Below are 14,462 nucleotides of genomic sequence, written 5' to 3'. Positions count from 1 at the left end.
TGTGCTCGTCCATCCTTCGACAGAAAGCCGCCGCGAATCATGATCCCAGCAGAATCGCACGCGGCCCCAACGTCAACGCCGTTCTTCGGGTCTCCAGGGAGTCGGGGTAAAACTGTCCCCGGCGCTTCCCCCTCTCCGCTTCCCCCTCTCCGTCTCGGGGCTCCGCCCTCGACACCTCTCCCCTGCGGGGGCGAGGAACCGCTGCCGCGATGCCGGCGCTCCTCCAGCCTGGGTTCCTCGCCCCCACGGAGTGGGGGAGAGGTGTCGAGCCCGAAGGGCGAGACGGAGAGGGGGAACTTGGCACAGACATCGCCGGCGCGCGCGCTGTACGCTTTTTGAGGGTGGATCTGCATGCCCGGCCCGGAGAACGCACCCCTCGACATCTTCCCCTCCCGCCTGTATTCCGCTCCGGGCCTCGGCCGAGGCCGTTTTCCGGACCCTGAGTCATGACCCAAGCCATCGATAGCACGCGCCCCCAGCCCAAGCCCGGCATCCTCGACATCGCCGCCTACGTGCCGGGAAAAAGCGCCGCGCCGGCCGGGGTCGCAAAAGTCCACAAGCTTTCCTCCAACGAGAACCCGCTCGGCGCCTCGCCGGCGGCGATCGAGGCTGTGCGCAAGGTGGCGGAGAAGCTCGAATTCTATCCCGACGGTGCGGCGACGAAACTGCGCGAGGCGATCGGCGCCGCGCATGGGCTCAACCCCGCCAACATCGTCTGCTCGAACGGCTCCGACGAGGTGATCGGTCTCTTGGCGATGACCTATCTGTCGCCGGGCGACGAGGGCGTCTTCACCGAGCACGGGTTCCTTGTCTACAAAATCTACATCCAGGCGGCCGGCGGCGTGCCGGTGGTGGCGAAGGAGACCGACGAGACGGCTGACGTCGACGCGATCCTCGCCGCCGTCACCGAGCGCACGAAGATCGTCTTCCTGGCCAATCCCAACAATCCGACCGGCACATACATCCCCTTCGACGAGGTCAAGCGGCTGCATGCCGGACTGCCGAAGCACGTGCTGCTGGTGCTCGACGCGGCCTATGCCGAATATGTGCGCCGCAACGACTACGAGTCCGGCATCGAGCTGGTGTCGGCCTTCGACAACGTGGTGATGACCCGCACCTTCTCGAAAATCCACGGGCTCGGCGGCGCGCGCATCGGCTGGGCCTATTGCCCCGCGCATATCGCCGATGCGCTGAACCGCGTGCGCGGGCCGTTCAACGTCAATGCCGCGGCGGTCGAGGCGGGTGTGGCGGCTATTCGAGACCGCGCCCATGTCGAGCGCACCGTCGCCCATAACGAGCGCTGGCTGCCCTGGCTGGCCGAGGAGCTGACCAGGCTCGGGCTCAGGGTGACGCCGAGCGTCGGCAATTTCGTGCTGATCCATTTCCCCGGGGACGGCCGGCATTCGGCGGCGGCCGCCGACGACTATCTCACGGCGCGCGGCTATATCCTGCGCCGCGTCGCCGGCTACGGTTTTCCCAACGCGCTGCGCATGACGGTGGGCACCGAGGAGGCCAATCGCGGCGTCGTCGCCGCCCTCGCCGAATTCTTGAAGAGCTGACCATGACCGCCCCCATCTACGACCGGATCGCCCTGGTCGGCATCGGCCTGATCGGCTCGTCGCTGGCGCGCGTCATCCGCCGCGAGAGGCTGGCCGGCGAGATCGTCATCTCCACCCGCAGCGCAGCCACGCTGAAGCGCGCCGAGGAACTCGGCCTGGGCGACACCTACACGACGGACGCGGCCGAGGCGGCGCGCGGTGCCGATCTGGTCATCGTCTCGGTGCCGGTCGGCGCCTCGGGCGCGGTGGCGGCGGAGATCGCGCCGGCGCTGAAGCCCGGCGCCACGGTGACCGACGTCGGCTCGACCAAGCGCTCGGTGATCGAGCAGATGGGGCCGCACATGCCGGCCGGCGTGCACTTCATCCCCGGCCATCCGCTCGCCGGCACGGAAAAATCGGGACCGGATGCGGGCTTCGCCGACCTGTTCGAGAACCGCTGGTGCATCTTCACGCCGCTGCCCGGCACCGATCCGCAGGCGCTGGAGCGGCTGTCGGACTTCTGGCGGCGCTGCGGCTCGAACATCGACACCATGGACGCCGAGCACCACGACATGGTGCTCGCCATCGTCTCGCACCTGCCGCACATCATCGCCTACAACATCGTCGGCACCGCGGACGACCTGGAGACGGTGACCAAGTCGGAGGTGATCAAATATTCCGCCTCCGGCTTCCGCGATTTCACCCGCCTCGCCGCCTCCGACCCGACCATGTGGCGTGACGTCTGCCTGCACAACAAGGACGCCATCCTCGAGATGCTGGCGCGCTTCTCCGAGGATCTCGCCTCGCTGCAGCGGGCGATCCGCTGGGGAGACGGCGAAAAACTGTTCGACATGTTCACCCGCACGCGCGCCATCCGCCGCTCGATCATCGAGGCCGGGCAGGAGATCGACGTGCCGGACTTCGGCCGCCAGGCGGTCGAGCACCCGCACAAGGGGTAGGGTCGCCGGGTTACCGCACCGGCGGCAGCTTGCCGAGCGGGATGAAGCCGAGCGAGGCCATGCCCTTGTTGATGCGCAGCGGCAGCGACGGCTGGCTGCCGAGGAAGGACAGCCCGGAAAAGCCCTGCCGGATCTTGTCGGCCTGTTCGGGAAAAACCTGCGACAGCGACGCCGCCAGCGCCCGCGGCTCGTGCAGCGACACTTTCAGCGTGGCGTCGATGAGCCCGTCGGCATCGATCGAGAACGGCCCGGACACCGTAAGCGAGCCCTGCTCGCCGAGTGTCAGCGACAGCGTGCGGATCAGCCCCGAGCGGCCGCGCAGGTCGCGCGCGCCGTCGTCGAGCAGGCGGATGCCGTCGGCGAGCGACAGGTCCGCCTCGCCCGACAGCGGCGGGACGCTGCGGCCGTCGACCAGCACCGGGTCGAGCGCCAGCCCGGCGAAGCGGGCGGCGAGATCGAGGTCGGCGCCGTTCGGGCGCATGTGGCCTTCGAAAGAATCGGCGGCGACCAGCTGCTTGCCGTCCGCCGCGGTGACCTTCAGCGTCACCGCCTGCAGCGACACGCGCTCGGGCAGCGGATCGGCCAGGCGGGCGCTGGCGCGCAGGTTCGTCCATTGCAAGGCCAGCGGGCCTGTCTGCGGGGTGGACAGCGTCGCCGGGCTGTCCAGCTCCGCCACCAGCCGCATCGGGTCGTAGATCTGCCCGGCGGAGCGGAAGGCGCCGGCGGCGAGGCTCATCGCTTCGGCCGGCTGCTCGACCGAGATACGGTCGCAATAGAGGCCGATGCGGAAGGGATAGCCGCGCGCTTCCGGGTTCACGCATTCGGCCTTCGTGCCGCGCTCGCCGAGCCTGGCCAGCGTCCGGGCGGCCTCGCCCTCGATCTTCTGGGCGAGCCAGAACCAGCCGGCGGTGTAGGCGGCGACCAGCACGATGACGAAGACGCCAAGCCAGAGGATGCGGCGGCCGTAGCGCCCGTTGCTGGAGGGGTCGTGCATATTTGCTTCCGAATCGCCTCTTCGATCTTGTCCGATTCAGCCTTTTCACGATCGGACAGACTCGTCTAGGACTGCGCGCGCACAGAACGGACCAGGCTTGGCGAAATGGGCGATTTTTGGGTTTTCGGCTACGGTTCCCTGATGTGGAGGCCGGGTTTTGCCCATACCGAGACCGAACGGGCACGCCTGCACGGCTACCGGCGCTCGCTCTGCGTGCGTTCCTGGGTGCATCGCGGCACGCGCGAGCGTCCCGGGCTGGTGCTCGGCCTCGACCGCGGCGGCTCCTGCGTCGGCCTCGCCTTCCGCGTGCCGCTGGAACTGCGCGACGAGGTGATGGCCTATCTGCGCGAGCGCGAGCTTGTCACCAGCGTCTACCTGGAGCGCATCCTGCCGGTGCGGCTCGCCGACGGCAGGATCGTGCAGGCGGTCTGCTATATCGTCGACCGCGCGCATGTCCAGTACGCCGGAAGCCTGGAGGAGGAGGCGGCAGCCGACATCGTGCGCGGCGCCGTCGGCCAGTCCGGCCGCAACGAGGACTATGTGCTGAGCGCCGTCGAGCATCTCGCGGCGCTGGACATCCGCGACCATTGGATGGAGGCGGTGGCGAGGCGGCTCGAGGCGGCCGATTCGGAAGAAACGGCTCTTCAGAGGGGCTCTGGAACATCTTCCCGCCGCTAAAACGACCGATCTAACAGCCTCTAAACGATTGCCCTCTACAAGGGGGCGACCAACCGGCCGGAAAGCTTCGATGCTGCGCAAACTCTACGACTGGACCCTGTCGCTCGCCGCCCGCAAGTCGGCGGAATGGTGGCTGGCCGTCATCGCCTTCGTAGAGAGCTCGGTGTTCCTGGTGCCGGCCGACGTGCTCTACCTGCCGATGGCGCTGGCCAAGCCCGAGCGTGCCTACCGCTACGCGATCGTGGCGACGATCGCCTCGGTGCTGGGCGGCATTGCCGGCTGGTTCCTCGGCCACTACGCCTATGAGACGATCGCCAGGCCGGTGCTCGAATTCTACGGCAAGTATGACGAGTTCGAGGCGCTGCGGATATCCTCCGGCACCGGCTTCATCCTGCTGATGCTGGTCACCTCGGGCCTCACCCATTTGCCGCCGATCAAGGTCGTGACCATCCTGGCCGGCGTCATCAGCTTCCCGCTCGGCTGGTTCATCCTGTCGGCGATCATCGCGCGCGGCGCCCGCTTCCTGTTCCTGGCTTGGCTGCTGCGCACCTATGGCGAGCCGATTCGCCATTTCATCGAGAAGCGGCTGGGGCTGCTCGCCGGGGCCGCTGCGGCCGTCCTAATTCTGCTCTATATCCTGGTCAGATACGTGTTCTGACCACGCCGCCACACGAGTACAGCATGACCAGCCTTGCCGCCCCGACCTCGCGCCTGCAGGCGACGACCGCGCTTTTCCTCGCCGTGGCGATGGCGGCCACCGTAGGCGGCGCGCTCGGCTTCCAGCACATCGGCGGCTACATCCCCTGCAAGCTCTGCTACGAGCAGCGCATGCCCTATTATGTCGGCGCGCCGCTGATGGCGCTCGCCTTCCTGGCCGCGGTCGTCAAGCTGCCGGCGATCGTCACGCGCGGCCTCTTGTTCGCCGGCGGGCTGCTGATGGCCTACGGCCTCTATCTCGGCGTCTACCATTCGGGCGTCGAATGGGGCTGGTGGCCGGGCCCGACCGACTGCGGCATGGTGGTGGCGCCGCCCGACACCGGCGGCAATGGCGTGCTCGATGCCATCAACGCGGTCGTGCCGCCCTCATGCGATCAGGCGGCGCTGCGCATCCTCGGCCTGTCGCTCGCCGGCTGGAACGCCATCGCCAGCCTGGTGCTAGGGGCGGTGGCATTTTGGGGAGCGCTGAAGCGGGCGTGAGATTTCGCACCGGAGCGCCGAGCGCTTACGGCTCCAGTTCGACGTCCCAGTAGAGATAGTCCATCCAGCTCTCGTGCAGGTAGTTCGGCGGGAACAGCCTGCCGTTGTTGTGCAGGTCGTGCACGGTCGGCGGATAGGGCTTCTGCATCGGCCACATCTTGGCCTGCGCCGGCAGGTGGCCGCCCTTGCGCAGGTTGCAGGGCGAGCAGGCGGCCACCACGTTCTCCCAGGTGGTGGCGCCGCCGCAATGGCGCGGGATGACGTGGTCGAAGGTGAGATCCTCCGACGTGCCGCAATACTGGCACTGGAAGCGGTCGCGCAGGAACACGTTGAAGCGCGTGAAGGCGGGATGCCGCGAAGGCTTGATGTAGGTCTTCAGGCTGACGACGCTCGGCACCCGCATCGAGAAGGACACCGACGAGACGGAGTGCTCGTATTCGGCGACGATGTTGACGCGGTCGAGGAATACCGCCTTGATCGCATCCTGCCAGGACCACAGCGACAGCGGGTAATAGCTGAGCGGCCGGTAGTCTGCGTTCAGAACCAGCGCGGGAAGCCCATCCAGAGATACGGCAACCGTCACGTCTCGAAACCTCCTTGGCAGGCGGACGCCTGACGTGGATAGTCTAAGCCCGACATGACAGGGATGTGAAGCGGCAACACGGCCATATTGCGGCGCAAAACAGCGCCGATTTTCATGTTTTTTCGAGGTTTTGCGCGAGGGGCGCGGCATCGCGCCCCTTCGTCTCGCGATAGTAGGCCCAGAACAGCCGCGACGCGATGCCGCGCCAGGGCGCCCATGATTCGGCGATTCCGGCGAGCGCCTTCTCGCCCGGACGGGCCGCGAGGCCGAAGGCATGGCCGACCGCCGCCTGCAATGCGACGTCGCGGGCCGGGAAGATGTCGGGGTGGCCGGCGGCGAACAGCAGGTAGCACTCGGCCGTCCACGGGCCGATGCCGGGCACGGCGGTGAGCCGGCCGATGGCGTCCTCGGCCGGCAATTCGCACAGATGGACGAGATCGAGCCCGTCGGCGACGGCCGCCGCCGCCGACAACATGGCGCGCTGCTTCGGTCGCGAGAAGCCCGCCTCGCGGAACACCGCCTCGCCGGCGTCGAGCACGGCCTGCGGCGTCAGGGGATCGAGAAGTTTTGCGAAACGGCCGAAGATCGCGTCGGCGCTGGCCCGCGACACCTGCTGCGACACGATGATCGAGGCGAGGCTGCCGAAGCCCGGCTCGATCAGGCGCAGCGGCACCTCGCCGGCGACCCGCCGCACGGCGACGAGCCGCGGATCGAGCCCGGCCAGGGCGTCGAGGCCGGCGGCAACGTCGGCGAGAGTGGCTATCCTGTGCATGCCGCGCCTTGTTGGCGCCGGACGGACGAAGTAGCAATCGCAAAGTTCACGAGGGCAAGACGCTTCCCGCCAGATGGTGACACGCCCGGTCTTCCGCTTCGCGCCGAGCCCCAACGGCGCCCTGCATCTCGGCCACGCCTATTCCGCGCTGCTCAACCGGCATCTGGCGGAGCGCGTGGGCGGACGGCTGCTGCTCAGGCTGGAGGACATCGACACGGCCCGCTGCACGCCGGAATTCGAGGCCGGCATTTTTCGCGATCTCGAATGGCTTGGTGTCCGCTGGGAGGAGCCGGTACGGCGGCAGTCCGAGCATTTTGCCACCTATGCCGAAAGCTTGCGCCAGCTGGAGCGGGAGGGGCTCGTCTACCCTGCCTTCATGAGCCGCGGCGAGATGCGTGCCCACATCGTCGAACGGGAGGCGCGGGGCGAAAACTGGCCGCGCGATCCCGACGGCGTGCCGCTCTATCCCGGCCTCGACAAGGCGCTGTCCCGGCGCAAGCGCGAGGCGCGGATCGCCGAGGGAAGGCCGTTCGCCTGGCGGCTGGACATGGTGGCGGCGCTGGGCCGGGTTGGCGGGTCGCTGGCGTGGGAGGAGATTTCCACGGGCGAAACGGGGCAAGGCCAAACCCTCGATGCGCTGCTGTCAGACACCCCCACCCCTAACCCCTCCCCTCAAGGGGGAGGGGGACACCCGCGCGTCGACGCGGATCAAGATCGTCGGCCATCGGTGACAGGCGAGGCTGGTGCAAAGTCCCCCTCCCCCTTGAGGGGAGGGGTTAGGGGTGGGGGTACCCGGATCGACGCCGATCCCGCAGCCTGGGGCGACGTCGTGCTGGCGCGCCGTGGCGTGCCGACCAGCTATCACCTGTCGGTCGTCGTCGACGACGCCCTGCAGGACGTGACGCATGTGGTGCGCGGCCTCGACCTGTTCGCGGCGACGGCGGTCCACCGGCTGCTGCAGCATCTGCTCGGCCTGCCGGCACCCGCGTACTACCACCACCGGCTGATCCTCGGCCCGGACGGCCGCAAGCTTTCCAAGAGTTTTGGCGACACCGGCATAGCGGCGTTGCGCGAGGCCGGCGAAACGCCGGAATCGGTCAGGCGGATGGTCGGATTCGAAGCCGCCACGAACCGCGCCCCCTGACCCAGCCCAGCCATTCGGCAGTTGCAACCATATGGTGTAAGCACCTGTTTCTACGGGGTATTTGTTCTTTTTCGACTGTTCGGGTTGGCATCGGCGCCGCTGTCGCCTAGACAGGATCCTGCGCGGGGGAACTGTCAGTCTCGAACAGAGGTGCTGCCTTTGCCCTTCGCTGTACGCGTGATTCTGCTGTCCTTTCTCGCCCTCTTCTGCCTCTCCGCATGCGCCTCCTCCCTGGTCGTTCAGGACGGCGGACTCCCCAACCCACCCTTGTCCGAGCGGGGCGTGGTCTACCTCTTCGCCGGGCTGACGCCGGCCGGCGACACCATGGCGCGCAGCGGCATGTATCAGGTGACGCAGCACATCCGCGCGGCCGGCGTGCGCGCCGACGTCTACAACCCGGCCCACTGGCAGAAGGCGGCGGAGCATTTCCTGGCCCAGCCGCGCGATGCCAGGATTCCGGTTTCCGTGGCGGGCTACTCGATGGGGGGCAATGCCGCCACGCGCTTCGCCGAGCGGCTGCGCGCCGCCGGCGTGCCGGTTCAGACGCTGCTGACCTTCGAGGCCTATCAGCCGACGCCGGTCTCCTGCAACGTGCGTCGCGCCATCGACATGTACGGCACCGACGGCCTGTTCAGCATGTCCACCCGCCTGCGCCCCGGCAAGGGGTTCAGCGGCCCGCTGGAGCGGGTCAACTGGTCCAAGCTGGATAGGAACGGCAAGCACGATCATCTCGGCGTCTCAAAGGAGCCGGCGGCGCTGCGCTTCGTCCAGGATGCGCTGATCGACGGCAACGGCGTGCGGCGCCAGCCGCCCGCGCCGGGCGAGGCGGGTTGCCTGGCGACGCGCTGACCCGGCGGCGCTTCATGGCGGCTGAATCATTGGTTCAGCATTTCGCCTTTGCCTGGCGCGCGGGTCCGCAATAGAGCGGGCGCTTCCATCGCGATACGGCAGCGCCCGACATGACATCCGCAAAGAAGTTCATCCCGGCGCTGTTCGTGCTGCTGTGGTCCACCGGCTTCATCGGCGCCCGCTACGCCATGCCATGGGCCGAGCCGTTCACCTTCCTTGCCGCCCGTTTCGGCATCGCCTTCCTGATCCTGGTCGGGATCGCCGTCGCGATGGGTATCTGGCGCATGCGCCGGCGCGACGTGTTCTGGTCGATCGCCGCCGGCATGCTGATCCACGGCATCTATCTCGGTGGCGTCTTCTGGGCGGTGCGCCAGGGGCTCGGCGCCGGCCTCGCCGCGCTGATCGCCGGGCTGCAGCCGCTGATCACGGCCGTGCTGGTCGGCGCCTTCCTGGACGAGGATATTCTGCCGCGCCAGTGGGCGGGGCTGGCGGCCGGCTTCGCCGGCGTAGTCGTGGTGATCCTGCCGAAGCTCGGCGCCGGTCTGGACGCTGTCACCTGGCCGATGCTGGCGGCGGCGGTCCTTGCGGTGGCGGCGATCAGCGCCGGCACCGTGCTGCAGAAGAAGTTCGGCTCGACGACCAACCTCGTCATGGGCACCGCCTGGCAGTATGTCGGCGCCGCCGTGCTGATGGCGGTGGGATCGCTGGCGCTGGAGACGCGCACCGTCGTGCTCACCGGCGAGCTCGTCTTCGCCATGGCCTGGCTGGTGCTGGTACTGTCGATCGGCGCGATCTTCCTGCTGATGATCCTGATCCGCGACGGAGCGATGGCGAAGGTGTCGTCGCTGTTCTATCTCGTTCCAGCGGTGACGGCGGTCATGGCCTGGCTGCTGTTCGGCGAGAGCCTGACGCCGGTGCAGGTGGCCGGCATGGCGCTCGCCACCTTCGGCGTCGGCCTGGCGACGTCGAAAGCGCGCCGCTGATCTTTCTGGGGGAGCAGGCAATCGCATCGGATTTTCCGGGCGCGCTGCTCGGCCGATACCCCCACCCCTGCCCCTCCCCCTCGAGGGGGAGGGGGGCTTTGCGGTCGTCATGCCACGCAAAACGGTCGACGATTGGCACCTGGCGGAGCCGCAGCAAAATCCCCTTGAGGGGAGGGGTTAGGGGTGGGGGTATACTCATATGCGATCGGCCCTCAAAGAGGCTCGCGCCGCCTCAGCCGCCCACGCGAGCCCTGGCATCCAGATAGCGGCGGATCGAGGCGTTGAGCTCGCCGCCGAGGATGAAGATCGCCGAGACGATGTAGAGAAAGACCACGGCGACCATGATCGAGGCCAGCCCCGCATAGGTGTTCACATAGGAGGAGAAGCGGTCGAGATAGGCGGCGAACACCGTCGAGCCGACCAGCCAGCCGATCAGCGTGAACAGGATGCCCGGCACCATGTCGACGAAGCGCCGCTTGCCGGCGGGCAGCCAGACATGCACAGCGATCAGCCCGAGCACGATGACGGTCGAGGCGATGACGTAACGCCACAGCGTGAAGGTGCCCATGTAGGGCTCGATCCATTCCGCCCTGGCCAGGGCGATGCGGGCGATCAGCGGCGCGAACACCAGAAGCACGCTGATGATGACGAAGCCGATGGTGGCGATCAGCACGAAGACGATGCTCTGCACGCGGCGAAAGACGAAGGACCGCGTCTCGGTCACACGGTAGGCGCGGTTGAGCGAGGTGCGCAGCGCCTCCACCCCGTTGGAGGCGAAGAAGGCGGCGAGCAGCACGCCGAAGGTGAGCAGGCCGCCGCGCCGGATCGTCAGCACGTTGACGACCTCGCTGGCGATCGGCGCGGCGATCTGCTCCGGCCAGGTGTCGAAGACCAGATGCACCGCCGTCTCGGCGAAGGCCTGGGCGCCGAGGAAGCTCGCCAGCGTGGTGGCGAAGATCAGGAAAGGGAACAGCGCCATCAGCGCGGTGATCGCCAGATGGCTCGCCATCGACCAGCCGTCGTCGTCGTTGAAATGGCCGAGCATGTCGGCCAGCACGCGGCGGACGGCGACGATCTTGCGCATGGGCTGCCGGTTCTCCGTCGATTGTTTCCGGAGCGCGAATATGGGAAGGCTTTGCCGGATATGGCAACAGCAACCAGGCAGCGATTCCGCTCGTGAGCGAGCCGCGCACCATCATCGTCACCGGCGCCTCCTCCGGTATCGGCGCCTATTGCGCGCGGGCGCTCGCCGCCGAGGGCTGGCGCGTCTTCGCCACCGCGCGCAAGCCGCAGGACATCGAGCGGCTGGAGCAGGACGGGCTGGAGGCCTTCTATCTCGACTATCGCGAGCCCACCTCGATCGAGGCGCTGGTGGCGGCGGTGCTGGAGCGCACCGGCGGTCGCCTCGACGCCCTCTACAACAACGGCGCGCATGCCCAGCCGGGCGCGGTCGAGGATCTGCCGGTCGCGGCGCTGCGCGAGCAGTTCGAGGCCAACCTGTTCGGCTGGCACGACCTGACGCGGCGCATCGTGCCGGTCATGCGCGCCCAGGGCCACGGCCGTATCGTCCACTGCTCGTCGATCCTCGGGCTGACGCCGGTGAAATGGCGCGGCGCCTATGTCGCCTCCAAGCACGCGCTGGAAGGGCTGATGCTGTGCCTGCGCGCCGAGCTCGCCGGCAGCGGCATCCACGTCTCGCTGGTCGAGCCGGGGCCGATCGAATCGAGGATCGCGCCGAACGGGCTAGACTGGTTCTTGAAGAACATCGACCACGAGAATTCCGTGCACCGCGAGGCCTACCAGGCGCAGCTGGCGCGCATGCGCGCCGGCGGCTCGAAGTCGCGGCTGAAGCTGAAGCCGGACGCCGTCCATGCGGTGCTGCGCCACGCGCTGCTGTCGGAGCGGCCGCGTCCGCACTATGTTGTCACCGTGCCGGCCAAGGTCGGCGTCCTGCTGAAGCGGCTGCTGCCGGCATCCCTTCTCTATCGCGTGCTGGCCTCGCAGGCCTGACCATCTTCAACGAGCGAGACAGATCATGGCCTCCGTCTTCAACATCTTCGCCATCATCGTCATGGCCGCCGTCGTCTTCGTGCTGATCCGGGGGCTGATCAACATGATGCGCGGCGGCTCCGGCAGCACCTCCAACAAGCTGATGCAGGCGCGCGTGCTGCTGCAGTTCATCGCGCTGGTGCTGATCCTGCTCGCCGTCTATTTCAACCGCCAGGGCGGATGAGGCGGCCGGGGAGGGAACAATGGTCAAGCTCAACAAGATCTATACCCGCACCGGCGACGACGGCACCACCGGGCTCGGCAACGGCCAGCGCCGGCTGAAGTCGGACCTGCGGGTGGAGGCCTACGGCACGGTCGACGAGGCCAATTCCTGCATCGGGCTGGCGCGGCCGCATACGGCGACCGGGCATGCCGAGATCGACGCCATCCTCGGCCGCGTGCAGAACGACCTGTTCGACCTCGGCGCCGACCTCGCCACGCCCGACGAGGGCAAGCCGCTCGACTACGAGCCGCTGCGCATCGTCGCCTCGCAGACGGCGCGGCTGGAGGCCGACATCGACGCGCTCAACGCGCGGCTGCAGCCGCTGCGCTCCTTCGTGCTGCCCGGCGGCTCGCCCGCCGCCGCGGCGCTGCATCTGGCGCGCACGGTGGCGCGCCGCGCCGAAAGGCTGATGGTGGCGCTGGCTCGAGTGCCGGGCGAGCACGTCAACCCGGAGGGCGTCCGCTACATCAACCGCTGCTCCGACCTGCTGTTCGTCGCCGCGCGCGTCGCCAACGACGACGGCAGATCCGACGTGCTGTGGGTGCCGGGCAAGAACCGCTGAGGTCCCGCCCGAGCCATTCACTTGGCCTGCCGCTCGGCCTCTCGTGCCAGAACCTCTTCGCTCCATTGATTGAGGCTCTTGCCCGATAGCTCGGCGGCGAGTACCGCCTTTGAGTGCACCGCCGGATCGATCCGAAGCATCAGATTGCCCGAATAGGCCTTTTGCGGTTCTTTCCCGACCTTCCTGCAAGTTTCGATATAGTCGTCCACCGCTTCATGGAAGGCTGCGATCAGGTCGCTGACGTTGTCGGCATGAAATCCGATCACGTCCCGGATGCCGGCGATCCGGCCGAAGAAAACAGCGTCGTCCGGATCGAATTCGACCTTGGCGGGATATCCTTTGTAGGTCATGGCCTTCATGGAGTGACTCCTATCTGCGCGAGAAGCTCACGGGCATCCCTCACCTGATATTTCTTGGCCTCCTTGGCCGGATGAGGCCGATGGAAGCTGGCGACATGGCCTTCGAAATTGAAGCGAACGCGAGAGCCGCTTCCTTCGATGACCCTGCAACCGACGGCGATCAGAAGGTTCTCCATGTCGGCCCATTCGATGGTGCCCGAAACCGGGTCCCGGAAGATGGTTGCAAGGGTTTTCTGCTTGCCGTTCATGATTGCAAAATAAGCTATCGCGCTGCCCGGTGCAATCAACACATGATAGCGGAGCAGCTGCGTTGCGTGTGGCTCGAACCTCCTGTGGGATATGAAGACCCCGCCAACCCACGAATTTTCCGGCAAAAGTCCGGCGCTTGACACCCTTCAGGCAAGGCGATCAAACATCCTAAGCGAGTTCACGGTCAGGCTCCGACGAGCGGCCAGGTGGGGAAACAGCGCCTTGTTCGTTCCGCTTCACGACGCAAACGGCCTCGAGCACATCCGGCTGCAATACGTCACCATCGGCCTCATCGCCGCCAATGTGATCGTCTTCCTGCTCACCGGCTTCGGCTCGGAGCAGGCCCAGATCGCCACGGTCTATGGGCTGGGCTACATTCCTTCGGTCGCCTTCGACACGGTAGAGCTGCCGCCGGAGCTCTACTATGTGCCGGAAGACTTTACCTACCTGACCTATGCCTTCCTGCATGCCGACATGTTCCATCTCGGCGGCAACATGCTGTTCCTGTGGGTATTCGGCGACAACATCGAGGATGCGCTGGGGCATATCCGCTTCCTGATCTTCTATCTGCTGTGCGCGATCGGCGGGGCGGCCTTCCACGGCTTCCTCGACCCGGCCTCGCAGGTGCCGCTGATCGGCGCGTCGGGCGCTGTCGCCGGCGTCGTATCGGCCTATCTGCTGCTGCATCCACGGGTGAAGATCTGGGTGCTGGCCTTCGGCCGCATCCCCTTGCGCATCCCCGCCTGGATCGCGCTCACCCTGTGGATCGGCTTCCAGGTCGTGATGTTCGCCGCGGGCGGCGAGCAGCAGGTTTCGTGGGCCTGCCACATCGGCGGCATCCTGACGGGGGCGATCCTCGTGGTCCTGCTCAAGCGCCGCGCCGTGCCGCTGTTCGACCGCGAAGTGGTGACGCCGCTGGCCGTCGAGGTCGAGCAGAAGAGCGCGGTGCGGCCGCCCGAGGGCAAGCCGGCGCCACGCTGGGGCCGCCAGTAGTTTTCAAACGATTCGATCATGCCGACCGCTATTGACGGCCCATGTCGGGCTAACTAGGGTCCGCCCGCTTTCGGGAGCCGACGTCGCCACCGGAACCGTTCCATTGTACCGTTTTGTCGCGGTGGATGTCGTCTTTCGGCAACCGGGCGGGGACCGGCCCTGCTACGGAACGCCGCGAGATCTCAGAAGAAGGGTTTAGCACGCATGAAGGTTCTGGTCCCCGTGAAGCGGGTAGTGGACTACAATGTGAAGATCCGGGTTAAGTCGGACGGGTCCGGGGTCGAGCTGGCCAATGTGAAGATGTCGATGAACCCGTTCGACGAGATCGCG

General features: G+C 67.3%; 18 protein-coding genes and 1 pseudogene. 13 read left to right on the top strand and 6 right to left on the bottom strand.

Going from position 1 to position 14,462, the window contains the following annotated elements:
* The first annotated feature begins 446 nt into the window (after positions 1 to 446).
* On the top strand, positions 447 to 1,559 hold the full coding sequence (gene hisC, locus C7I84_RS28840) for a histidinol-phosphate transaminase (RefSeq protein WP_106775655.1): 1,113 nt from the start codon (positions 447 to 449) through the stop codon (positions 1,557 to 1,559).
* 2 nt (positions 1,560 to 1,561) lie between these two features.
* Positions 1,562 to 2,497, top strand: a complete 936-nt coding sequence (locus tag C7I84_RS28835; protein ID WP_165816256.1) for a prephenate/arogenate dehydrogenase family protein — start codon at positions 1,562 to 1,564, stop codon at positions 2,495 to 2,497.
* Between the two features lie 10 nt (positions 2,498 to 2,507).
* Here C7I84_RS28835 and C7I84_RS28830 read toward each other — a convergent pair whose 3' ends face one another.
* Positions 2,508 to 3,491 (bottom strand): DUF2125 domain-containing protein, encoded by a 984-nt coding sequence (locus C7I84_RS28830; protein ID WP_106775654.1) that lies wholly within the window; start codon positions 3,489 to 3,491, stop codon positions 2,508 to 2,510.
* A gap of 105 nt (positions 3,492 to 3,596) precedes the next feature.
* Between C7I84_RS28830 and C7I84_RS28825 the strand changes: the two genes are divergently transcribed.
* The 3 genes from C7I84_RS28825 to C7I84_RS28815 all read left to right on the top strand — a co-directional run bounded on the left by C7I84_RS28825 (position 3,597) and on the right by C7I84_RS28815 (position 5,366).
* Positions 3,597 to 4,169, top strand: a complete 573-nt coding sequence (locus tag C7I84_RS28825) for a gamma-glutamylcyclotransferase (RefSeq protein ID WP_106775653.1) — start codon at positions 3,597 to 3,599, stop codon at positions 4,167 to 4,169.
* A 70-nt stretch (positions 4,170 to 4,239) separates the two neighbouring features.
* Positions 4,240 to 4,827: a YqaA family protein gene (locus C7I84_RS28820; protein ID WP_106775652.1), complete on the top strand. Its 588-nt coding sequence runs from the start codon at positions 4,240 to 4,242 to the stop codon at positions 4,825 to 4,827.
* Positions 4,828 to 4,850: 23 nt separating this feature from the next.
* Positions 4,851 to 5,366: a disulfide bond formation protein B gene (locus C7I84_RS28815; RefSeq protein ID WP_106775651.1), complete on the top strand. Its 516-nt coding sequence runs from the start codon at positions 4,851 to 4,853 to the stop codon at positions 5,364 to 5,366.
* Between the two features lie 25 nt (positions 5,367 to 5,391).
* Here C7I84_RS28815 and C7I84_RS28810 read toward each other — a convergent pair whose 3' ends face one another.
* Together C7I84_RS28810 and C7I84_RS28805 are read right to left on the bottom strand one after the other, a co-directional pair.
* On the bottom strand, positions 5,392 to 5,949 hold the full coding sequence (locus C7I84_RS28810) for an HNH endonuclease (RefSeq protein ID WP_106775650.1): 558 nt from the start codon (positions 5,947 to 5,949) through the stop codon (positions 5,392 to 5,394).
* A gap of 112 nt (positions 5,950 to 6,061) precedes the next feature.
* Positions 6,062 to 6,721, bottom strand: a complete 660-nt coding sequence (locus tag C7I84_RS28805) for a DNA-3-methyladenine glycosylase family protein (RefSeq protein ID WP_106775649.1) — start codon at positions 6,719 to 6,721, stop codon at positions 6,062 to 6,064.
* A 76-nt stretch (positions 6,722 to 6,797) separates the two neighbouring features.
* Between C7I84_RS28805 and C7I84_RS30785 the strand changes: the two genes are divergently transcribed.
* From C7I84_RS30785 to C7I84_RS28790, 3 genes are all read left to right on the top strand, one after another.
* On the top strand, positions 6,798 to 7,865 hold the full coding sequence (locus tag C7I84_RS30785; RefSeq protein ID WP_245428658.1) for a glutamate--tRNA ligase family protein: 1,068 nt from the start codon (positions 6,798 to 6,800) through the stop codon (positions 7,863 to 7,865).
* A gap of 282 nt (positions 7,866 to 8,147) precedes the next feature.
* Positions 8,148 to 8,714 carry a thioesterase domain-containing protein gene (locus C7I84_RS28795; protein WP_133170185.1) on the top strand — a complete coding sequence of 189 codons (567 nt, stop codon included), beginning with the start codon at positions 8,148 to 8,150 and terminating at the stop codon, positions 8,712 to 8,714.
* Between the two features lie 110 nt (positions 8,715 to 8,824).
* Positions 8,825 to 9,697, top strand: coding sequence for a DMT family transporter (locus C7I84_RS28790; protein WP_106775647.1), 873 nt, complete (start codon positions 8,825 to 8,827; stop codon positions 9,695 to 9,697).
* 232 nt (positions 9,698 to 9,929) lie between these two features.
* Here the strand turns inward: C7I84_RS28790 and C7I84_RS28785 are convergent, their stop codons facing one another.
* A complete protein-coding gene (locus C7I84_RS28785) occupies positions 9,930 to 10,781 on the bottom strand; it encodes a YihY/virulence factor BrkB family protein (RefSeq protein ID WP_106775646.1) in 852 nt (283 codons plus the stop codon).
* Between the two features lie 92 nt (positions 10,782 to 10,873).
* Between C7I84_RS28785 and C7I84_RS28780 the strand changes: the two genes are divergently transcribed.
* Genes C7I84_RS28780 through C7I84_RS28770 form a run of 3 tightly spaced genes read left to right on the top strand, consistent with a single transcriptional unit; the run spans position 10,874 to position 12,531 of the window.
* Positions 10,874 to 11,707, top strand: coding sequence for an SDR family oxidoreductase (locus tag C7I84_RS28780; RefSeq protein WP_165816255.1), 834 nt, complete (start codon positions 10,874 to 10,876; stop codon positions 11,705 to 11,707).
* 25 nt (positions 11,708 to 11,732) lie between these two features.
* Complete coding sequence (locus tag C7I84_RS28775; protein WP_106775644.1) at positions 11,733 to 11,930, top strand: twin transmembrane helix small protein; 198 nt, start codon at positions 11,733 to 11,735, stop codon at positions 11,928 to 11,930.
* 19 nt (positions 11,931 to 11,949) lie between these two features.
* Positions 11,950 to 12,531 carry a cob(I)yrinic acid a,c-diamide adenosyltransferase gene (locus tag C7I84_RS28770; RefSeq protein ID WP_106775643.1) on the top strand — a complete coding sequence of 194 codons (582 nt, stop codon included), beginning with the start codon at positions 11,950 to 11,952 and terminating at the stop codon, positions 12,529 to 12,531.
* 17 nt (positions 12,532 to 12,548) lie between these two features.
* On the opposite strand, the gene C7I84_RS28765 is transcribed toward C7I84_RS28770, so the two are convergent.
* Complete coding sequence (locus tag C7I84_RS28765; RefSeq protein ID WP_106775642.1) at positions 12,549 to 12,890, bottom strand: type II toxin-antitoxin system HicB family antitoxin; 342 nt, start codon at positions 12,888 to 12,890, stop codon at positions 12,549 to 12,551.
* Positions 12,887 to 13,138: a type II toxin-antitoxin system HicA family toxin gene (locus C7I84_RS28760; protein ID WP_106775641.1), complete on the bottom strand. Its 252-nt coding sequence runs from the start codon at positions 13,136 to 13,138 to the stop codon at positions 12,887 to 12,889. Before C7I84_RS28760 ends, C7I84_RS28765 begins: the two co-directional genes overlap by 4 nt.
* A gap of 223 nt (positions 13,139 to 13,361) precedes the next feature.
* Between C7I84_RS28760 and C7I84_RS28755 the strand changes: the two genes are divergently transcribed.
* Together C7I84_RS28755 and C7I84_RS28750 are read left to right on the top strand one after the other, a co-directional pair.
* Positions 13,362 to 14,132: a rhomboid family intramembrane serine protease gene (locus tag C7I84_RS28755; RefSeq protein WP_106775640.1), complete on the top strand. Its 771-nt coding sequence runs from the start codon at positions 13,362 to 13,364 to the stop codon at positions 14,130 to 14,132.
* Positions 14,133 to 14,336: 204 nt separating this feature from the next.
* Positions 14,337 to 14,462: pseudogene (locus tag C7I84_RS28750) on the top strand (electron transfer flavoprotein subunit beta/FixA family protein); the annotation flags it as partial.

Origin of the sequence: Kumtagia ephedrae (assembly GCF_003012745.1) — a bacterium.
GTDB lineage: Bacteria > Pseudomonadota > Alphaproteobacteria > Rhizobiales > Rhizobiaceae > Kumtagia > Kumtagia ephedrae.
This window is presented reverse-complemented; position numbering and strand designations above follow the sequence as displayed.